Source organism: Novosphingobium sp. AAP83, assembly GCF_001295795.1.
Classification (GTDB): domain Bacteria; phylum Pseudomonadota; class Alphaproteobacteria; order Sphingomonadales; family Sphingomonadaceae; genus Novosphingobium.
The window spans coordinates 57,296-77,611 of record NZ_LJHY01000057.1 but is presented as its reverse complement, the minus strand read 5'-3'; the positions used below and the strand labels follow the sequence as shown (position 1 = coordinate 77,611).

21 protein-coding genes and 1 tRNA gene are annotated in these 20,316 nt (G+C 59.7%); 7 read left to right on the top strand and 15 right to left on the bottom strand.

Going from position 1 to position 20,316, the window contains the following annotated elements; translation table 11 throughout:
* The 3 genes from IP81_RS17435 to IP81_RS17425 form a co-directional block, all read right to left on the bottom strand.
* Positions 1 to 1,580: DUF927 domain-containing protein (locus IP81_RS17435; protein ID WP_157573329.1), on the bottom strand; the 1,580-nt coding region annotated here is incomplete at its 3' end.
* A complete protein-coding gene (locus IP81_RS17430) occupies positions 1,580 to 2,485 on the bottom strand; it encodes a CHC2 zinc finger domain-containing protein (protein ID WP_054109270.1) in 906 nt (301 codons plus the stop codon). The genes IP81_RS17435 and IP81_RS17430, both read right to left, overlap by 1 nt.
* A 330-nt stretch (positions 2,486 to 2,815) precedes the next feature.
* Positions 2,816 to 3,049: a hypothetical protein gene (locus IP81_RS17425; protein WP_054109269.1), complete on the bottom strand. Its 234-nt coding sequence runs from the start codon at positions 3,047 to 3,049 to the stop codon at positions 2,816 to 2,818.
* Positions 3,050 to 3,191: 142 nt separating this feature from the next.
* Here IP81_RS17425 and IP81_RS17420 point away from each other — a divergent pair, with 142 nt between their 5' ends.
* A complete protein-coding gene (locus IP81_RS17420; protein WP_054109268.1) occupies positions 3,192 to 3,893 on the top strand; it encodes a hypothetical protein in 702 nt (233 codons plus the stop codon).
* Positions 3,884 to 5,068 carry a tyrosine-type recombinase/integrase gene (locus tag IP81_RS17415; RefSeq protein ID WP_054109267.1) on the top strand — a complete coding sequence of 395 codons (1,185 nt, stop codon included), beginning with the start codon at positions 3,884 to 3,886 and terminating at the stop codon, positions 5,066 to 5,068. The genes IP81_RS17420 and IP81_RS17415 overlap by 10 nt, the downstream gene beginning before the upstream one ends.
* A 43-nt stretch (positions 5,069 to 5,111) precedes the next feature.
* Here the strand turns inward: IP81_RS17415 and IP81_RS17410 are convergent.
* From IP81_RS17410 to IP81_RS17400, 3 genes are all read right to left on the bottom strand, one after another.
* Positions 5,112 to 5,196, bottom strand: a tRNA-Leu gene (locus tag IP81_RS17410).
* A gap of 88 nt (positions 5,197 to 5,284) precedes the next feature.
* A complete protein-coding gene (locus tag IP81_RS17405; protein WP_054109266.1) occupies positions 5,285 to 5,566 on the bottom strand; it encodes an integration host factor subunit beta in 282 nt (93 codons plus the stop codon).
* 152 nt (positions 5,567 to 5,718) lie between these two features.
* Entirely contained in the window at positions 5,719 to 6,060 is a 342-nt protein-coding gene (locus IP81_RS17400; protein WP_054109265.1) for a GntR family transcriptional regulator, read from the bottom strand.
* Between the two features lie 212 nt (positions 6,061 to 6,272).
* On the opposite strand from IP81_RS17400, the gene IP81_RS17395 reads away from it, so the two are divergent.
* Both IP81_RS17395 and IP81_RS17390 read left to right on the top strand, forming a co-directional pair.
* A complete protein-coding gene (locus tag IP81_RS17395) occupies positions 6,273 to 8,264 on the top strand; it encodes a peptide MFS transporter (protein ID WP_054109264.1) in 1,992 nt (663 codons plus the stop codon).
* Positions 8,265 to 8,517: 253 nt separating this feature from the next.
* Positions 8,518 to 9,207: an NnrU family protein gene (locus tag IP81_RS17390; RefSeq protein WP_054109263.1), complete on the top strand. Its 690-nt coding sequence runs from the start codon at positions 8,518 to 8,520 to the stop codon at positions 9,205 to 9,207.
* 167 nt (positions 9,208 to 9,374) lie between these two features.
* Here IP81_RS17390 and dxs read toward each other — a convergent pair whose 3' ends face one another.
* The 7 genes from dxs to IP81_RS17355 all read right to left on the bottom strand — a co-directional run bounded on the left by dxs (position 9,375) and on the right by IP81_RS17355 (position 14,304).
* Positions 9,375 to 11,297, bottom strand: coding sequence for a 1-deoxy-D-xylulose-5-phosphate synthase (gene dxs / locus IP81_RS17385; protein ID WP_054109262.1), 1,923 nt, complete (start codon positions 11,295 to 11,297; stop codon positions 9,375 to 9,377).
* A gap of 81 nt (positions 11,298 to 11,378) precedes the next feature.
* On the bottom strand, positions 11,379 to 11,855 hold the full coding sequence (locus IP81_RS17380) for a Fur family transcriptional regulator (protein WP_054109261.1): 477 nt from the start codon (positions 11,853 to 11,855) through the stop codon (positions 11,379 to 11,381).
* A 36-nt stretch (positions 11,856 to 11,891) separates the two neighbouring features.
* The gene (gene msrA, locus IP81_RS17375) at positions 11,892 to 12,569 is read right to left on the bottom strand and encodes a peptide-methionine (S)-S-oxide reductase MsrA (RefSeq protein WP_054109260.1); all 678 of its coding nucleotides are present in this window, start codon (positions 12,567 to 12,569) and stop codon (positions 11,892 to 11,894) included.
* Between the two features lies 1 nt (position 12,570).
* Positions 12,571 to 12,747, bottom strand: a complete 177-nt coding sequence (locus IP81_RS17370) for a hypothetical protein (RefSeq protein ID WP_157573328.1) — start codon at positions 12,745 to 12,747, stop codon at positions 12,571 to 12,573.
* Between the two features lie 98 nt (positions 12,748 to 12,845).
* Positions 12,846 to 13,622 carry an exodeoxyribonuclease III gene (xth, locus tag IP81_RS17365; protein WP_369800784.1) on the bottom strand — a complete coding sequence of 259 codons (777 nt, stop codon included), beginning with the start codon at positions 13,620 to 13,622 and terminating at the stop codon, positions 12,846 to 12,848.
* Positions 13,619 to 13,951, bottom strand: a complete 333-nt coding sequence (locus tag IP81_RS17360; RefSeq protein WP_054109258.1) for an iron-sulfur cluster assembly accessory protein — start codon at positions 13,949 to 13,951, stop codon at positions 13,619 to 13,621. The genes xth and IP81_RS17360 overlap by 4 nt, the downstream gene beginning before the upstream one ends.
* Before the next feature lie 59 nt (positions 13,952 to 14,010).
* Positions 14,011 to 14,304 carry a hypothetical protein gene (locus IP81_RS17355; protein WP_054109257.1) on the bottom strand — a complete coding sequence of 98 codons (294 nt, stop codon included), beginning with the start codon at positions 14,302 to 14,304 and terminating at the stop codon, positions 14,011 to 14,013.
* Positions 14,305 to 14,461: 157 nt separating this feature from the next.
* Between IP81_RS17355 and IP81_RS17350 the strand changes: the two genes are divergently transcribed.
* Positions 14,462 to 14,890, top strand: coding sequence for a CBS domain-containing protein (locus IP81_RS17350; RefSeq protein ID WP_054109279.1), 429 nt, complete (start codon positions 14,462 to 14,464; stop codon positions 14,888 to 14,890).
* 126 nt (positions 14,891 to 15,016) lie between these two features.
* Here the strand turns inward: IP81_RS17350 and IP81_RS17345 are convergent, their stop codons facing one another.
* The gene (locus IP81_RS17345) at positions 15,017 to 16,012 is read right to left on the bottom strand and encodes an adenosine kinase (RefSeq protein ID WP_054109256.1); all 996 of its coding nucleotides are present in this window, start codon (positions 16,010 to 16,012) and stop codon (positions 15,017 to 15,019) included.
* 176 nt (positions 16,013 to 16,188) lie between these two features.
* Here IP81_RS17345 and IP81_RS17340 point away from each other — a divergent pair, with 176 nt between their 5' ends.
* Positions 16,189 to 16,614: a hypothetical protein gene (locus tag IP81_RS17340; protein WP_054109255.1), complete on the top strand. Its 426-nt coding sequence runs from the start codon at positions 16,189 to 16,191 to the stop codon at positions 16,612 to 16,614.
* Here IP81_RS17340 and IP81_RS17335 read toward each other — a convergent pair.
* Positions 16,598 to 17,197 carry a TetR/AcrR family transcriptional regulator gene (locus tag IP81_RS17335; protein WP_054109254.1) on the bottom strand — a complete coding sequence of 200 codons (600 nt, stop codon included), beginning with the start codon at positions 17,195 to 17,197 and terminating at the stop codon, positions 16,598 to 16,600. The genes IP81_RS17340 and IP81_RS17335 overlap by 17 nt on opposite strands.
* 125 nt (positions 17,198 to 17,322) lie before the next feature.
* Here IP81_RS17335 and IP81_RS17330 point away from each other — a divergent pair, with 125 nt between their 5' ends.
* Positions 17,323 to 20,268: a DUF2339 domain-containing protein gene (locus tag IP81_RS17330; protein WP_054109253.1), complete on the top strand. Its 2,946-nt coding sequence runs from the start codon at positions 17,323 to 17,325 to the stop codon at positions 20,266 to 20,268.
* Positions 20,269 to 20,316 lie beyond the last annotated feature (48 nt).

The following is a 20,316-nucleotide window of genomic DNA, read 5'->3' as shown; positions in this document are numbered from 1 at the left end:
AACGCATTCTGTATGAGGTATTCTCGGCGCCTGTCTTGATCCAAACGCCAGAAGCCCACCCGATTATGGATGACCGTTGGGCTTTCACTCTCCATTGGCTGGAAACGCGCTGTACCATGTGCTGTCAGAAACTTCGCGACCCGTTCTATCGCCGCGCTATCTTCCGCAGCACCAGCGCCGCCCCGCGCTGTCAGCCACCCTTCAAAGATCTCTTTCGCTGCGCCGGTCGCTTCGCCCGGTTCCCATGGCAGGATTTTGAGCTCGGTTGCAATCTCGCCAGCCATCGCAATGAGGCCAAAGCGCCGGCAGGCTCGCTTCACCTGCCCCGAGGCGTTGGCTGGCTGGCAATCAGTCGCAAAGATGTCGATGCCTTTGCGGATGATCGCAGCCTGCACGTCCAATTGGCCGATCAGGCGCTGCACAAATTCTGGCCCGGCATGGCCATAGTGCTCAGCCGCTGCACTTTTGATTGCGCGCGCAAGCGCATCGCCGTTCGCATAATCACACAGAGTATCAAACAACCCCAGCCCTTTGCCGGCATCGGCTTCAATGTCGAGTATCCGCACCTCTTGCCCGGCCGCAGAACGACGCTCTCGGCCGTCAGATCTGGCATGTTCGGCCAGACTAATCTCGCCAGACGATAGGAAGAACGTCAGCCAACGCCGCGCCGCCTTTGCGTCGCCTGCTTGTGATGCGCGGGATTTGCCGCAGCCATTGGCCAGCATATAAGCGATACCTCCGGCTTCTTTGGCCTCCAGCTGCGCAAGTTCATCCAGTATTAGCAGCGTTTCGTTGGCCTGTTCGGCAATGCCCTCCAGCCCGTTTGCCGTCGCCCGCCATTGGCGCACAAAGGTAGGTGGTCCCCAGATACTTGCCGCTGCCAGCAAGGCGGTAGATTTGCCGATGGATGATTGCCCACGCAAATGGATACCGCCGCCTTCGCCGGCCACGGCCTCAAGCAGCGGCCCGACAAATCCCGCACAAAGCGCAATGGCAATGCGGCTGTTACCGATACCATGACTGGCAACGCCCTTTTGCCAGCCTGCCAAGGTGCCGCCGCTGCGATAACTATGATCAACTGCACCCACGCCCTGATACACAACCAGATCATTGCCGCCGCCTGAGATCGTGCGATCGGGAAGGGCAAATGCGCCATCAGCCCAGCCGACACGCGCCACAGCCCGCGCCCGCCGATCTATCTTGACCGACGCAAAGAAGGTCTGAAGCGCATTTCGAGCCTTGGGTGAAGGTGCGACGTAAAGCCCCCCGTGCATTAAATCTTGCCGAACTTCGCGCCCGTCCCCTGCCAGCGACGAACGGGCAACCGACAATTGGTGCGGCTGGGAATCATCATCCTTCCAACGCAGCAGAATACCCCAGGCCGTGCTATGCTGGTCGCGGGTTTGCGCTACCACTTCCATCGGCCCGCACAGCAAAAGCGGCCCGTTGTCGCCATCCTGGTCTTGAAACAGTCCCTTGGGTGTTAAGTGAAAGCCAAATGGCAGTTGCGGGCCTAAGACTTCCGGCTCGATCACCGGTGCGGCTGTGAGCCGGTCTTGAATAGATTTAACGGTCGCCATCACGAGCGCACCCCTCTCAATTCGTCATTCCAATCTTTGAAACCCGTCAGCGGGCGAATGATACGGACCGCCAAGCCCTGCTTGACGAATGCCTTTGCAGCCTTGTCAGCTGCGCGCGCGCCTGCTTCGTCATTATCAGCACCGATAATGATAGAGCGGATCTCAGGCGGAAATTGCATAGCAGGCAGGAAGGTCGCGCCTGCTGCTACCCAGACCGGCCCACCCATCGTTTCCAGCAGCGACAGGCCGTCTTCAGGCCCTTCGCAAACCGTCATACTGCCAGACGCGTCAAGATCGCCGAGGCGGATTGCGCCCCCTGCCACTTTACCGAGCGACAGTTTGGCCTTGGGCAGGTTGGCTTTTCCGCTGCCATCGTTGCGCAAGTAAATTCGTTGCAGCCCGATAACATCACCTGAAACATCGCGCACCGCAGCCACCAGACACGGCAACGGGTTTGAGTTGCCATAAGGGAGCCGCGAGAAGCGGATATCAGGTGGTATAGGCCGAAAGATGCGCCGCGAAGCAAGATAAGTCTCAGCAAGCGTGCCAGCTGCCGGAATGGCCCTTTCCCATATGGCCTGCGCCTCTGCGGTGCGACTCGCCCGGCTGGCAACGGGGAGGCTCGGCAATTCAACCGTTGGGAGTTCACCCGCGCACAGCACCTTGGCAGCTTCGACCATGCCCACGCGATACAGCCTGGCGACATAATCGAGTACGTCGCCTTCTGCGCCACATCCAAAGCATTGAAAGCGCTGGCCGCCATTATAAATGGTGAAGCTGGGGGATTGGTCTGGGTGGAAAGGGCAGCAGCCCTTCCACTCATTGCCCGAACGCTTGAGCCTTACTTGTGCAGCCGCAATGGAAGGCAGATCGTTGGCGGCGCGGATTGCTTGAATGTCGATCATGCTGAGATGCCTCCTGTCATTCTGATTGCCAGCGTGACCCAAAGTTCGAGGCAGTAACCGCAAGTGCCGATTAGGTGCTGAGCGCGGTGAGCGGAGAGGTTGAGGGATTCTGCGGAAACGCTGACCAAAGCATTCCACAGATCCTGATCGCCATCGGCGGCCCGGTTTTTGTTTCTGGAGCAAGGTTCAGGTGCGCCAGCCAAAGCCTTAATCGTAGCACCACGGTCATGCGGGGAATGCCCAGGTGTTGGAATTACTGCTTGCCCGTGGGAGACCGTTCCCCTGTATTTGCGCACGATAGCGGTTAGATCCACCATGACAAATGAGCCTCTAAACGTTTCGGCGGGGTTTGATCGGTAGCTCGCCGCGCCCCATGGCAAGGCACTCATCGTAATTGTAGAACTCACGACCACCGACGGAGATCGATTTTGGGCCCCACCCTTTCATCTTCCATTCTGCCAAGGTCTTGGGTTCGCGCCCGAGGATGACCCCCGCATCGCGGCGATTTACGCGCCGGTCAGGGAGGATGCGCACTCGGACAAGGTCATCTTCGACTTCTTTCATTGGAACGTTCCCGAATGTTGCGAGGAACGTCTAAATACGCCTATACGAACGTTTCACATAGGTTGACGGATACGTTTCGCGTACGTTTTATGGAAAGGTCTCGATCTTGGGACGACCATCAAAGCCCACTGGGCAAAAAAGAATGCTCATCGGCACACGGTTTGATCCGGACGTTTTCCAACGCTTTACCGCTGATGCTTCGCATTCTGACCGAAGTTTGCCACACGAAGTTGAGTATCGTGCATCGATCTTGGCGGGGGTTAATGAGCCAACGCTGCAGCTGATTAGCCAGTTAATTTCGCGGATCCAGGACTTGGAAAAAGTCACTAAGAAATGCTGGCACGAGGATCTGGAGACCTGGGCTGCGGTCAGCGTGATGTTGAGCGAAGGTCCGATACGCACGGCCAAGCCCCTTTTGCCTGGAGAGGAAGCGGAAATACGCGCTGCGATCGTGCCCATAAGAGAGATTTATGATCGGCAATGCGCACTGGTAACTGAGATCGCCAGCGCTGGCGCCACTGTCGTTGACTTTGCTTGGCCAACTGTTGGCCGAGGGCTGGGCATGCCACCACGTCATACAGAAAAAGCAGCAATCAGCGCCATAAAGGACGAGAAAGCAAAGATGCGCGCGTTAAGCGCACATGCTGAACTGCAGAATCTGGATCAACTTCGAGCTGAGGCGATTCAGTCAGCGAAGGAGGTCATGATGGCGTACGCTGAGACAGAGAAATTGGGCCGTAGCCTTTGGCAACGAATCACTAACGATGAAACCCGCCAAAGGAGAAATCGTGGAGAAGAAATGCGTGTAGATGAACTAGTTTGGTTGTTTGTCCGATGGCTCTGAAATTCACTCGCCTCACTCGCCCGGCAATCCGTAACCTCAACTCCGGTCAGCGCATTAATGAGCACGGAATCAGCGCTGAACGCTTGAATAGCGGTGACCTCCGCTACTGCATCAACATTATGGTGGATGGCCAACGCATCCATCGTGTTGTCGGTCGGGAGAGTGAAGGTGTCACACGTGAACAAGCTGAACGTACGATCGAGGCACTTCGGACTAAAGCACGCGAAGGGCGTTTCGACCTGCCAAGTGGCCGCAAGGTGCATCGCACATTCCAGAATGCCGCCAGTGAATATCTGACGCAGATAGAACACCACCCTATGCATGGCCGGAATATTGGACCCAAGCGCCGCCACTTGCTCGAACGCCTTGCCCCCTACTTCAAGGGGCAACGCCTAGACCAGTTAACCGATTTCAGTATCTCGCAATACGTTAAGCAGCGCCGCGAAAACGGAGCCGCCACCGCAACCACTAATCGCGAGCTTTCGAGCCTTAGCCACTTTCTCAATCGTGCAGTGGAATGGAAGTGGATACGTGCCGACCAGAAACCCAAGATTCCTAAAGGCGAGGAGGCTCGGAAAAAGATCGTTGTTCTCACTGACGATGACAAACGCGCTTTAATGCAAGCAGCCCTCGCAGATCAAGATCCACTCACTTGGATGTTCACTGCCATCGCAATGGGCACTGGCATGCGCCACAGCGAAATACTACGCGTCCGATGGGAAGATATCGACCATGTCAACCGACGGATCTACATCGGCAAAGCCAAAGCCGGTCAGCGCGAACAGCCCATCCCGGCAAGCCTCGCCGCCTTATTGGGGAAAGAGCACAAGCAACTCGGTGAGCCAAATGCCTGGCTGTTCCCCACAAGCCGCAAGGGCGCGAAGCATGAACACCGCCAGCAGATGAGTGAGCAGTTCCGCCGGGCTGTTGAACGTGCAATGCTTGACCCTGGCAAGGTCACACCTCACGTGATGCGACACACTGCCATCACGGGATTGATCAAAGAAGGCGTAGACCTCCCCACTGTGCAACGAATCAGCGGGCATAAGACCCTCGCAATGGTTCTGCGATACACCCACCTCTCAGATGACCACGTCGACCAATCAGTTGCAAAGATGGACGCTGCTTTTTCTGCCGCGATTGCACCAGAATTACACAAACCACTTATGCCGTAGGTTCGCGAAGCAACCTAGTTTACCCAAAAACCCTGTAAATGCTTGGTGCGGACGGCGGGACTCGAACCCGCACGATCAAAGATCAAGGGATTTTAAGTCCCTGGCGTCTACCATTCCGCCACGTCCGCATGCACAAGCCGCGCTTGCCACAGCAAGAAAGCCGCCGCAACTTTCCGTTGCAGCGGCTCGTACATCTTTGTGTGGGCAAACGATGCGTTAGTCGGCGTTAAGCCGCACGCGCATTTCTTTGCCGGCCTTGAAATAGGGAACGCGCTTGCCGGGAACTTCAACGGTTTCGCCCGTGCGCGGATTGCGGCCCTTGCGCGGATCGCGATCCCGCGTCGAGAACGCGCCAAAGCCACGAAGCTCAACCCGTCCGCCATCGGCCAGACGCTTGGCAATTTCGTCAAAGAACACGTCAACCACGCGCTCGATTTCCTCGCTGCGCATATCCGGGCACTCTTTTGCGAGCGCCTGCAACAGCTCCGACCTAATCATCCGATACCCTCCGCCAGACGCTATGGCTGCGTCCCCCGTGTTGACGACCCCTGCGCTCATACCCCCGTAAAAACGCATTAAGTATTCCTGCCACGCCAGAACGGGCTTTACAATCGCTTGATTCCGCCTTCAGTCCATCAAATTGAACGGATTTAGGCCAATTCACCCAAATCTTTTAACTTTAGGCCTAATAGTTGCATTCGAATGGTAATGGCTGGCCATTCTTCCGTTAGGAATGATTCGCGCTCGCGCGCGCGCAACGCTGCAACGGCCCCGTCTGCAACAAACATCCCGATCCCCCGCTGGACCGTCACCAAACCTTCATCCTGAAACTGTTGGTAGGCCTTGGCGACCGTCAAAGGGTTGGCACCTTGCTCTGCCGCAAAGGATCGCACCGAGGGCAGCATCGTACCCTCGGCAAAGCGCCCTTCAAGAATGCCCACACATATGTGATCTCTCAAGCGCAAATAGATCGGACGACCGGGATTGTTCATAGGTGATGCACTGCCATAATACAGCAATGCACGCAACGCTTGCGTCAGAGAACATAACAGGGCCTCGGCTATACCGCAGGCCAATTGCAGCGCAGACTGGTTACGATTGAAAATAGTTTCTTGCCAGCCCCGTTCATGCCACTAAAGCGCAAGATGCTGCGCCCGGGAGAGGCGCTTGACACTTGGCACCAACGACGAGAACACTCGCCCTTATGGCTTCGGACAACACCAGCGCCCCTATCCCTGCCCAGCCGACCCACGGTGATTGGTTTGGCCATCCCGCGCAGTTGAAGCGCCTGTTCACCACAGAAATGTGGGAGCGTTTCGGCTATTACGGCATGAGGGCGATCCTGACGCTCTATCTCGCCAAGCATTTCCTGTTCAACGATACCACCAGCACCGGCATTTATGGCGGCTTCACCGCGCTGGTCTATCTCACCCCGCTGATCGGCGGGCTGATCGCCGACCGGTATCTGGGATCGAAACGCTCGGTGAAATTCGGCGCAATCCTTATGGCACTGGGCTATTTCATGCTGTGCTTTGGCGGCGAGGCGGCCAAGCCATATGCCACGATTGAAGGCCAGCGTTACGAGGTCAGCGTAACCGAAACGGGCGGCACCGAAGTACGCTCGCTCGAAATGGGCGGACAGCGCCTGCAAATCGTTGGCAATGATGACAAATCAGTTTCGCTGAAAGCCGCCGATGGCTCCGAAGCCCGACGGATTGCGCCCGGCGGTTTTGAATCCGATGGCGAACGCTCGCCCTTCCATGTCGCGCTCATGCTGGTCGGCTTGTCGATTGTCACGGTTGGCAACGGCTTTTTCAAACCCAACATCTCAACCATGGTCGGCACACTTTATGCCGAAGGAGACCGGCGGCGTGATGCGGGCTTCACCATCTTTTACATGGGCATCAACCTCGGCTCGCTGATCTCGCAGTTCTTCTGCCCGATCCTTGCCGAAGCGGTGGGCTGGTGGGCAGGCTTTGGCCTGGCCGCGCTGGGCATGACCTTCTCGTGGCTGCTGGTGCAGTTCGATGGCGGGCGGCTGAACGGCTATGGCGAACGTCCGGTCGGTGCCGACGCTAGCAAGGATTGGCTAATCTATGGCGCGGCGCTGGTCTGTGTGCCGCTGTTCTGGTTCCTGTTCATGAACCTGATGGCCTATGTGCCGCCTCAGGCTGGTGAAGGTATCGCGGGCTATTTTCTCGGCCTGCCGATCATGGGCAAGCTGATGTTCGGCACCTTCCTGATTGCCGTGCCCGGCATCCTGATCTGGGCATTGACCGCGGGCAACCGCGTAGAATTCCAGATGATGGTCGCCGCGATGGTGCTGATCGTATTCAACACCGTGTTCTGGACCCTGTTCGAACAGGCTGGCTCCTCGCTCACCCTGTTTGCCGAACGCAATACCATGCTGGAAGTGGGCTGGACCCGCCCGCTGTTTGCGATGTTCCGCGATATTCCGGCCAGCTATTACGCGTTCTTTGCTGTGCTGTTGGGCGGCTTGTGCTGGGCGCTGGCGTGGTTCTTTGGCCATGGCGAAGTGCCTGCCACGCGCCGCAAACTGAATATCGGCTTTGGTGTGGTGATGGTCTCGGGCTTTCTGGGCATGGTCTATGCCCGCGCGCAAGGCTTCGGCGATGATCCGGTCTATGTCATGCCCGCAGGCCAGACGCAGATCTTCAACGCGCTGTTCATCGTCACGCTTGCCCCGCTGTTCAGCGTGATGTGGAACGCCATGGCGCGGCGCGGGTTAGAACCATCGATCCCCGTCAAGTTTGCAGTGGCGCTGATGGGCGTTGGCGGCGGCTTCCTGCTGCTGGTGTGGGGTTCGCAATTCGCCGATGCGCAGTTCAAAGTCGGGCTGTTCTGGCTGGCTGGCCTTTATCTGATCCATTCGATGGCCGAACTGTGCATCTCGCCCGTCGGTCTTTCGATGATCACCAAGCTTTCGATGGCGCGCATTGTCGGCATGATGATGGGTGTGTGGTTCCTGTCCATCGCGGTTGCGCAATATGTGGCGGGCTTGGTCGCACAAATCGCCAGCGTGGAAACGGTTGGCGGACAAGTGACCAACCTCAAGGTCAGCCTTGAAACTTATGTCGGCGTGTTCACCACGATCGGATGGATTTCGGTCGGTATCGGGGTGGTGCTGCTGGTCGTCGCTGTACCTTTGAAAAAGCTCATGCACGGGGTGACTTAGGCTTTGTTACCCGCCTTCGAGATATCCCGCGCGCCGGCGCAGCCTGTGTCACTGCGCACAGCACCCTTCCGAAATGTCCACTATGGTCCCATCTTGGGCCAATGCGGGCAGACATGGCGTTAACTTTGGGATAAGCGCTGACCAAACCACAAGGCCTAAGGCTAAAGATAGGCCCCGGTCGGTTCTTAAAAATTTTCAAGAACCTCGATTCGATTTTGGATGCCGATAAATATAAACGCAGGGTATATTTGCGATGCCGATAGATAGCTCGATCATGCATTTGGTCATCGCCATGGCCAGTTTTGTGCTCTCGCATTTTCTTATGTCGGGGCCATTCCGTCAGCGGCTGATTTCGGCTTGTGGCGCGAAATCGTTTCTGCTGGTCTATTCGGTAGTGTCGCTTTGTGCATTCGGCTGGGCGGCAGTCGCATTCGATAGGGCAGCCCACACAACACCGCTGTGGAACGGCATGCACCCGCTTGCATGGACCATCGGCAGCCTGCTGACGATCACCGCCACGGCGCTGATCTTGCCCTCGTTTGCGCGCAACCCAGCCTTGCCAGGCGTAAAGGCTGCGGGGCTCGGCACCGTCATTCCATCGGGCGTGTTCGTGATCACCCGCCACCCTATGATGTGGGGCTTCAGCCTTTGGGCGCTGGGGCACATGATCGTTGCACCCCAAGCGCGAGTGATCATTTTCATGGGCGCGCTGATCCTGCTGGGGCTGCTGGGCTCACACTTTCAAGACAAGCGCAAACTCGCCCAAAACACCCGCGAATTTGGACCATGGCAACGCAACACGTCCTTCTGGCTCAATGTGCGCAGGTTCGGAAATATCGGCATAGTATGGCTGATCGCTGTCATCCTGTGGTTCATCGCCACAATCATTCACTGGGAAGCGTTCGGCATCCCGGCAGGCATCTGGCTTTTGCTAGGAGCCTGATCCAGAAGTCGCCGCCAACAGTCACTGGTTAATGACTGGCGAGGGATTTTTTGTGCTGATGAGAAGCGATTGACGCCGCGATGCGGGTCAAGCGTGGCAAAAATCGCGACGAAATCAGCGCGGAAACGCACCGCCAGGCCGACCCGGGAACTTCTGGATCAGGCTCTCTAAGCTAGCGCTGCGTCAATCCCGGCGCTGTTGTGGCGCAAAGCCTTCAGCACCGTTTCCACGATATGGGGCGCATTCAGACCGGCTTGGTCATACTGCTTATCAGGCGCGTCCTGATCCTGGAACGCATCAGGCAAACGCATCGTGCGGATTTTCAGGCCGGCATCAGTCAGCCCCTCGTCGCTCGCCAAAGTCAGCACATGCGCGCCAAGCCCGCCGATGGAACCTTCCTCGACCGTGATGATTACTTCGTGCGTGGCCATCAACTGGCGGATCAGTGCTTCATCCAGCGGTTTGGCAAAGCGCAGATCGGCCACGGTGGTCGACAGGCCCTTGGCCTCCAACTGGTCAGCCGCCTTCATCGCTTCGGCCAAACGCGTGCCAAGCGAGAGCAGCGCCACCTTTGAACCGTGGCGGACAATCCGGCCCTTGCCGATTTCCAGCCGCTCCAGCACCTCGGGCATCGCAACGCCGGTGCCGTTGCCACGTGGATAGCGGAACGCAATTGGCCCGCTATCGTGGCAGGCTGCGGTATACGTCATGTGCGCCAGTTCGGCTTCATCAGCGGCGGCCATCACCACCAGATTGGGCAGCGTTGCCAGATAGGTAATATCAAACGATCCGGCATGGGTCGCGCCATCGGCCCCGACCAGTCCCGCACGGTCAATCGCAAAGCGGACCGGCAGGTTCTGGATCGCAACATCATGCACGACCTGATCGAACGCGCGTTGCAGGAACGTCGAATAGATCGCGCAGAACGGGCGCATGCCTTCGGCAGCAAGCCCTGCGGCAAACGTCACCGCGTGCTGTTCGGCAATACCAACGTCAAACGTGCGATCAGGGTGGGCCGTGGCAAATTTATCGACGCCGGTGCCGCTGGGCATCGCCGCCGTGATCGCGCAGATGCGTGGATCATTATCAGCCAGCTTGGCCAGCGTTTCGCCAAACACGTTCTGATAGGCAGGGGCGCTGGCCTTGGCCTTCACCTGCTCGCCTGTACCCACATCGAACTTTTGGACACCGTGATACTTGTCAGCCGCCGCTTCTGCGGGGGCATAACCCTTGCCCTTTTGCGTCACCACATGGATCAGGCACGGGCCTTCGGCCGCATCGCGCACGTTTTCCAGTATCGGAATAAGCTGGTCGAGATTGTGGCCATCGATCGGGCCAACATAATAGAAGCCCAGCTCTTCAAACAGCGTGCCGCCCATTGCCATGCCACGCGCAAATTCATCGGTCTTGCGCGCAGCTTCGTGCAGGGGCCGCGGCAATTTGCGCGACAGCCGCCGGATGATTTCACGCATGCTCAGGAACGGCCGCGATGATACCAGCCGCGCAAGATAGGCCGAAAGCCCGCCCACCGGCGGCGCAATCGACATGTCGTTGTCGTTTAGGATCACGACAAGGCGGTTGCCCGCAGCTTGCGCATTGTTCATTGCTTCATAGGCCATGCCCGCGCTCATCGCACCGTCACCGATCACGGCAATGCCCCGGCCCGGACGGCCTTTCATCTTGTTGGCAATAGCAAAGCCCAGCGCTGCCGAAATCGATGTAGACGAATGCGCGGTGCCGAACGGGTCGTATTCGCTTTCGCTGCGCTTGGTAAAGCCCGAAAGCCCGCCTGGCTGACGCAAGGTACGGATGCGGTCGCGCCGTCCGGTGATGATCTTGTGCGGATAGGCCTGATGGCCAACATCCCAGATCAACCGGTCTTCAGGCGTGTTGAACACGTAATGCAAGGCCACGGTCAATTCCACCACGCCAAGGCCCGATCCGAGGTGACCGCCTGTGGTGCCTACTGCCGAGATCATTTCGGCGCGCAGTTCATCCGCCAGCTTTCGAAGCTGGGTCGGCGCAAGCATGCGGAGGTCTGCGGGATTATCTACCGTGTCGAGCAACGGTGTCGCCAGTACTGGACTCATTTTTCGTCTCTACACCGTTGCAATCATCGTGTCGAACTTCCCGTATAAGCAAACTGTGATCGTTGAAAAGGGCCTTGAACCTTAACCCGCATCGCCGTCGCCACAGCGGCTGCACAAGCCGCGCAGTTCCACCACCGGGCGTACTTCGGCAAAGCCTGATCCTTGCGCCGCCGTGCGCAATGCTCCGGTCAGGCTATCGTCATCGATATGCGTCACCGCGCCGCAGGTATCGCAGATCAGGAAGATGCAATCGTGGCGGCATCCCGGGTGGCTGTTGGCAACATAGGCATTCGCGCTTTCGATCCGCCGCGCCAGATTGGTGCGCACGAACAGGTCGAGGATGCGGTACACCGAATTGGCCGCAACGCGCTTACCCCGGTCCAGCCCCACACTTTCGGCAATATCATAGGCAGACGCCGGTTTTTCGCGCGCGGCCAGCGCGGCAAAAACATCGGCGCGCATATCTGTCCACTGCTCGCCCGCATCGACAAGCGCATCTCGCGCGGCGTCAACCAGCTTTTCGCCAGCGAAATCGTGATGGTGATGATGCCCGGACATGAAGCGTAGATAGAGTGCGCTTGCCTGAAGCGCAAATCAGTTGCGCGTAAACACCGACTTATACAGATCCGGGAACATCCGCTTCAGCGCGGCCACCTTGGGCGCGTCCCAGCGGCGGATATAGCCATGCATGGGGTTGTTAATCATGAAATCCTGATGATAAGTCTCGGCAGGGTAGAACGCCTTGTAAGGCTCAACCGCCGTCACCACCGGCTTTTTCCACAAGTCTAACCGCCGTAACTGCGCGAGATAACTGGCGGCGACGCGCGCCTGTTCCTTGTCCATCGGCACCAGCGCATTGCGATATTGCGTCCCGTGATCAGGGCCTTGATAATTGAGCTCGGTCGGATTGGCGCCCACTGCAAAGAACACCCGCAGCAATTGGTCATAGCGGATTTTGGCGGGGTCATAGGTAACGCGCACCGCTTCGGCATGGCCCGTGCGGCCCGTGCCCACCGTATCGTAAAACGCGTCTTTCTTCGTTCCGCCGTGATAGCCTGAAACGACGCTGGTCACGCCCTTCAGATGGCTAAACACACCCTCGATGCCCCAGAAACAGCCGCCAGCAAACACGGCGACTTTCTTGCCCGGTGCCTCATTGGCTTGAACCGTAGCGGCAGGCGTTGCCATCACCCCTTCGGCAAGCGCGGGCTGCTGGCATGCCGCCATCACGACTCCGACCGCGATCAATGCGGCAAAGGCCCGCCGTGGCATGTTACTTGGAATCCTGTTCGGCAGAATCCGAAGACGCAAACGCAGTGGCCCCGGCGGTCAAGCCCATCACAGCTACGCCCATCAGAAAACCGAAGGCGAGGGAACGGAATAAATCAGGCTTGAACAGGCCCATCGTCGTGCTTTCAATCTGCGGATCGTTAAGGTCAAACCCATGCATCCCGCATGCCACCTTAATGTGCAGTGACGCCATGCATAGGTACACTTTGTTGCCGAGACTCTTGCCGCAAAGCGTTGCCTGTGCACGACAGGATGATTCTATGGCCGCAATTGCACCCAGACCGGAGCATGATCGCTGGCTTTTTCCCGCCCGCGATAGTCCTTATCCACGCCCGCTGCGATCAGCCGGTCGGCCAGTTCGGGCGAAAGCAGCGCGTGATCGATACGGAAGCCGTGGTCGCGCTGCCATGCGCCCGCCTGATAGTCCCAGAATGTCCAAACCCCGCCCTGCGGATTGAACAGGTTGATCGCATCGGTCCAACCATCGTTGAGCAAGCGGGAATAGGCATCGCGCGATTCAGGCTGCATCAGCGCATCATCGGCCATCGCCTTGACCGAATAGGTGTCCTTGTCTTCCGGGATCACGTTATAATCGCCAATCACCAAAGCGGGCACTTCTTCAGCCGCAATCTGCGCCATGCGGGTGCGCAACCGGTCCATCCAGCGCAGCTTGTAATCAAACTTTGGTCCGGGCTGCGGATTCCCGTTGGGCAAATAAATGCACGCCACGCGCACCCCGAACGCATCGGCCTCAAGATAACGCGAATGCTCGTCCTCGGGCTCTCCGGCCAGTCCGCGCTGCACCTCTACCGGCTTTTCACCATCGGCCAGGATCGCCACGCCGTTAAAGCCCTTTTGCCCGTGCCAGATCGCGTGATAGCCAATCTTTTCAAACTCGGCGGCGGGAAAGCCCTCGTCCTGCGTCTTGATCTCTTGCAAACACGCCACTGATGGCCGCGTTTCCTCCAGCCATTCGAGCAAGCGTGGCAAACGGGCCTTGATCCCGTTGATGTTAAACGATGCAACTTTGATCATATGGCGAAGGAAGAACCGCATCCACAGCCAGAGGCCGCTTGCGGGTTGCTCACCCGGAACGCCGCGCCGCCCAGCGATTCGACATATTCCACCACAGAGCCTTCCAGCAGGCCAAGACTGACCGAATCGACCAGCAGCTTTACGCCATCGGTTTCGGCGATGGTATCATCGCCTTCAGGCGCATCGGCCAAACCAAACTTGTATTGAAAGCCCGAACAGCCGCCCCCTTCAACCGACAGCCGCAAGATCGCAGGCTTGTCCTGCTTCACGGCAATAGCGGCAACGCGTGCGGCGGCGCTGGGGGCGAGCGAGATGACGGGTTCAGACATAAGCCCAAGATAGGGGTTCTGCGGCAAAACCTCAACGCCTGAACCGAATAGGTCCGATCTTAGCGATTACGCTCGTCTTCAAGCCGGTCTTCAATCGATTCATCGTGGCCGGTGCCGCTCGACAGAAACACCAGACCCATCAAGGCCGCCATCAGCATAATCGTCAGCCCAATGCCCAAAGCGGTGGCGACATAAAGGTGGATTGAGGCAAAGCCGACCCATGAATAAACCAGCCCCGAAACCGCAAGCACCACCACGGCTGCGAACGCGCTCATCCACTTCATAATCAGGCGATACCGCGCCCACGCAAAGCTGGCGTTGATCGGATCGTCCAGTGGAGAATGGCCTGCCATCGTTGTGGTCCTTTGCGCGCCCCGAGTGGAATGGGGAAAATGGTGAAGGCAAATGCTTTCGCAAGGGCCGAATCAGTGTCATGATCCAACAGGGAGCACTGTGGAACGCAAGACGCCCATAGGCGCATGCGCGGCCATCAACCCTATGGAGGATGCCATGACAATTGCCCAGGTTATAGCCGGACGCGGCGAAGTGTGGAGCTGCAACGCTGACGACAACGTATCCGATGCCATCACCATGCTCGCCACCCACAAAATCGGCGCGCTGCCCGTGCGCGATGGCGAAACCGGTGTTGCGGGCATCTTTTCCGAACGTGACATGATGCGCTGCCTGCACAAGCATGGTGAAGCCGCCTTGCACATGAAGGTGCGCGACATGATGACCGCACCGGTCATCACCATCTCGCCCGGCACCACCGTGCTCGAAGCACTCGCCCTGATGACCCAGCGCCGCTTCCGCCACTTGCCCGTTGTCGATAACGGCACGATGGTCGCCTTCGTCTCGATCGGCGATCTGGTCAAACACCGCATCGACAAGATCGAAGCCGAAGCCGCCGCGATGCGCGATTACATCCGGCAGGCTTAAAGCAAGTGCGGCCTGTCAAGTCAAAGTCGAGACACCGCACGGAAAAAGGTCTGAACGCAGAGCTGATCCCTGAAACAAAGTCAGCGCGACGGGGCGGCCTTACCGCCCCGGCATCAGCACAAAACCTCAGCCCAAACGCGCTGCCACCAGTTCCTGCAAGTCGGCTTCTGGCCGCGCGCCATAGTGCGAGATGATCTCTGCCGCGCAAATCGCGCCCAGCGTCAGGCAATCGGCCAGCGAACGCCCGCGCACATGGCCAAACAGGAACCCTGCGGCAAACAGGTCGCCCGCGCCTGTCGTGTCGATCACCTTGGCGACGGGTTCAGCCGGAACATGGGCGCTTTCGCCGCCGCTCACGGCATGGGCGCCGTTTTCGCTGCGGGTGACGACCACCGTCGGCACTTTAGCGGCAAGCTGCGCGAGCCCTGCGTCAAAGTCGTCGAGGCCTGTCAGCGCGGCCAGTTCGTGTTCGTTGGCAAACAGGATGTCGATCTCGCCCGCTTCGATCAGCGCGCGGAAATCATCGCCATGGCGTGAGATCACAAAAGCGTCTGACAGCGTGAACGCGACTTTGCGGCCCGCATTGCGTGCTGCGGCAATCGCGCGGCGCATCGCCTTGCGCGGCTCTTCGGGGTCCCACAGATAGCCTTCCAGATAAAGGATACTCGCCGCCGCAATCGTCGCATCCTCCAGCGCGGCTGCGGGCAGGAATTGCGATGCACCCAGAAAAGTGTTCATCGTACGCTGGCCATCGGGCGTCACGAAAATCAGGCAGCGGGCGGTCGGCGGATCGCTTTCGCGCGCGGCTGTATCAAAGGCGATGCCGCCTGCGCGAATGTCATGCGCGAAAACTTCGCCCAGCTGGTCATTGGCAACCTGTCCGATAAACGCGCATTTCGCACCAAGCGCGGCCAAGCCTGCCAAAGTATTGGCGGCTGATCCGCCCGAAATCTCGCGCGCAGGCCCCATCGCATCATACAATTCGCGGGCACGATCCGTATCTACCAGCGTCATTCCGCCTTTGGCCAGCCCAAGCTGTTCGATATCGGCATCATCACAAGGTGCCATAACATCGACGATGGCGTTGCCGATGGCGATGACGTCGTAAAGCGGTTCGGACATTTGGCGTTGGCCCCATTCTATGCATTGCATGAGTGCAGATTGGCATTTTGCCTAGCGACTTCGCCGGATGGCGGCAAGCGTTGCCCACACACGCCCAACCGCGCACATGATACGCCGGATGGTTGGGTTAGGCGTTGACCATAAGTCGCGCGCACGCCATTCCAGCTTCCGTGATTATGCGCTTCAAATATTGTGCCGTTGCTCTTGCCGCGCTCCTGCTGGCGTCCTGCGGTGGCAGCGGGAGTGGATCAGTTGGCCGCGCTCCGGTCCGCTCGACCCCGCCGCCAGTGCGCACAACCCTGCCCCGCCCCGGCCCCATCGTGCGACCATCGGCGCAAATCCAGACAATCCCCGGCCTTGAAAGCGTGATCGGTGCCGATGCGCTGCAATTGGGTCGCCAGTTCGGCACGCCCCGGCTTGATGTGATCGAAGACGATGCACGCAAGCTGCAATGGACCGGCACCGCCTGCATCCTGGACGTCTATCTCTATCCGCAACCCGGCTCTGCACAGGCGACCGCCACATATGTCGATGCAAGGCGCGGCGATGGCCGCGATGTGGATCGCGCAGCCTGCGTCGCTGCGCTCAGGACGGCGCCGTAACCGCGCTAACCGCTTCACGAACACGCTCCAGAACCGCGCGCGCAGGGTCGGTTTCGCCCAAAATCGCGAATGTTCCGTTCATCGCAAACACGCAATGGCCATGAACGGTCGCCAATAAGGAACGCGTCAAAGCTTCGGCGTCAGCTTTGCGCTGTTCGGGAAGAGCCGCGCGCACCTCAGCCACCACGATGTCAAAAATCGCGCGCACTTGCGCCTGATAGGCTTCGGGCGGGCTGGTATCTTCGGGCAGGCGGAAATCATAGATGGCGGCCCATGCGTGGCGGTGTCTGCCCGCAAATTCGAAATAGGCTTCAATCGCCTTGGCCAACCTGTCACCTTGCGATTGAGCCAGCCGCCGCTCAAGATGATCGCGCCACAATGCCAGCGTGCGCCCGTTAATCGCCAGAATCAGCGCGTCATAACTGCCAAACACATTGTAAATCGTGCCAATCGAATAGCCGATGCGCTTGGCCACCTCGCGCGCCGAAAAGTGCGCAAAGCCCACCTCCTCCATGTGGCGATAGCCTGCTTCCACGATAATCTCGCTCAATTCTGTGCGGCTATGATCTGACCGCCGTCCCATTGCTTGCGCCCTTGTTCCAACTGGTTCGGCTTGCTCTACCTGCTAAACTGAACACCGTCTAATAAAACAATTGAACGCCGCTCAATTGTGCGATACACCCCCGATTCGAATAGGGGAATCGGGTCATGGAATTGATCGTCACATTGCTGGTGTTCGTCGGGGGCGGATTGCTGCTCAACACCCGTTCGCGGCTGTCGCGCACCGAACACCGGTTGCTGCTGGTCGAAAACGAACTGCGCCGCCGGATCGCGGCCGAAGCACAGCCTGTTCCACGTGAAACGCCCGTCGCTCAGCCAGCGCCAGCGGCACCGCCTCCACCTGTCGAAAAAACCATCCCCCAGCGCGAAAGCCGCGCCAGCGTGCCTGTCGTGGCCAAAGCCGCGCCGGAACCGGTGCAACAAGCTCCTGCGCATGTGTTTCATCAACAAACGCCAGAACCCGCCCGCGCCAAAACCGGCCCCGCGTTCAATTTCGAAGACCTCTTCGGTCGCAAGCTCCCGATCTGGGCGGGCGGGATCACGCTGGCCATCGCAGGCGTGCTGATCGTCAAATATGCCATCGACACAGGCTTTTTCGGGCGCATCTTCACCCCCGGCGTGCAGGCCATCTGCGGTGTCCTGTTCGGCCTCGGCTTGATCGGCGGCGCGGAATGGGCTTGGCGCAAGCAAGAACAAGTCGCCGATCCGCGCGTCGCCCAGGCGCTATCGGGCGCGGGCATTTCCACACTCTATGCCGCCCTGCTCGTCGCGCACAGCCTCTACGGCCTGATCGGCCCGATGACCGCCTTCCTCGGCCTCGCACTCGTCACGGGCGGCGCGCTGTGGCTGTCACTGCGCCATGGCCTGCCCTCGGCGCTGCTCGGCCTTGCCGGTGGCCTTGCCGCGCCTGCGCTCACCGTCGGCCTTGATGCCAACGTCCCGCTGCTGGCGGCCTATCTCGGCTTCACCATCGCGGGCCTCGCCGGTGTCGCCCGCGTGCAGCGCTGGCCGTGGCTTGCCACGATCGCGCTGGTCGGCGGTGCAGGCTGGAGCTTGTGGCTGATCATCGCGGGCAAAGCCTTCGGCCTGATCGGCGCGCTCTCGATCTTCGGCTTCGTCGCGCTGCTCGCACTGCTGATCCCGCTGCTCGTGTTCACCGACAACACCCGGCGCATCACACGCGCCCTCTCCGCCATCATCGGCGCGGCGCAATTGGGCCTGCTCGTCGCACTAGGCGGGTTCCAGCCGCTCCACTGGGGCCTCTTCGCCCTGCTCGCCAGCGCGGGCCAGTTCCTGGCGTGGCGCGAAAAGGAGCACGACCTCTCGATCATCCCCACCACCAGCGCCGCGCTGTCGTTCATCCTGCTGATGGTCTGGCCCGCGCCAACGATGGCTACGCTCCTCACCGTCGCAATCGTGCTAGCCTCCATCCATGCAGGACCGCTCCTCGCGCGGTTGTGGAAAGCACCGGCGACGCTCCAGCGCGCCATCGAACTGTCGGGCATCGCACTGGCCGCCCCGATCCTCGCCCTGCGTCATGTCAATTACCCGAGCGATACCGCAACCACACTGGCATCGCTCGGCGGCGCAGCGCTCGTCTTCGCCAGCGCGGCGCTGGGCTGGAATTGTGCAGACCGCCGCCAGGACAAACGCTTCGCGACGCTGATCGCAACCGGGGCCCTCCTGATAACCTCGGCGATCTGGTGCACCCTGCCCAACTGGCAAGCCCCGCTCGGCGTCATGGCACTGGCCTGCGCTCTGCTGGCCTTTGCCCCGCGCACCGGCGATCATCGCATCGAACCGATTGCAGCAAGCTTCGGCGGACTGTCGGTGCTAATGCTTCTGGCAACGACCATGCCGGACCGCTCGATGGAAATCGCCGCCCTGTTCGGCGATTCGGCAAACCCGTTCAGCGCACAATCCCTGCTGCGCTGGGCAGGCATGACGCTTGGTGCGGCTTTCCTCGCCGCCTTTGCAAGAACCGGCAAAGTCGGCCGCGCCTCGGAAGCTGCCGCAACCCTGCTCGCCTATGGAGCATTGGCCCAAGTCCTTCCGCCAATCGCCCTCCCCCTCGCCGCCCCGCTCGGCCTTCTCGCGCTCGCCTTGCACCAACGCCAAGCCAACGTGCGCGCGCTGCTGGTGCCCGGTGCCCTATTGCTGATGCTGATCGCAGGCTGGGCGCTCCTGCCGGTCATGCACTGGCTTGATCTGGGTACGCGTTCGCTGGGCGGGCTGCCGATGACGCTCGACCAACCAGACCTTGCCCCCCTCGCCCTGCTGCGCCGCCTCGCCGCCCCTGCCCTGATGATCGCGGGCGGATGGTGGCTGTTGCGCGACAAGGCATCGCGCGCAGTCCCTATCACCCTCGCCACAACCGGCGCAGTGCTTGGCGGCATCGCCCTGCACAGCTTCTACCGCCACGGCTTTGCCGCGCTGGTCGGCGCGGATTTCGTCACCACCGGCATTGCCCAACGCCTCGTCTGGGCTGCGGCATTGCTTGGCAGCGCGGCCATTGCGCAAAAGCGCAATGCGACCACCGCTGCCATTGCCCTCACCACCGCCGCCGCGCTTCACACCGCATGGTATAGCCTGATCCTGCACAATCCGTTGTGGGATGCCCAAGGTGTCGGCGCTTGGCCCCTGCTCAACTGGCTCGCCCCGCTGTTCGCGCTGCTCCCGCTGTGCATCCTGCTGGCAGAGCGTTTGCCCGGCCTTCCCGCCACCATCGCGGCCAAATTGAAACAACCCGTGCTGATGGCCATGGTCGCAGCGTTCGTTTGGGCCAGCTTGCGCCAGGCCTTCCATGGCAGCCTGCTCGTCACCCCCGGCGTCAGCGATGCCGAAGACATCGCGCGCTCGCTGCTCGGCATTACACTGGCCATCGGCTTCCTGCTCTGGGGCATCCGCCAACGCTTGCACAACTGGCGGATCGTATCGCTGGTGCTGATGCTGGCCGCCGTCGCCAAAGTCTTCGTGCTCGATGCTGCGGGCCTCGAAGGCCTGCTGCGCATTGCCAGCTTCGTGGCGTTGGGCTTCAGCCTGATCGGCATCGGCTGGCTCTACAGCCGCCAGCTGCGCAACAGCCCAAGTTAACCTGCCCCAAACTTAATTCCGGTAGTCCCGCACCCGTATTGCGAAAGG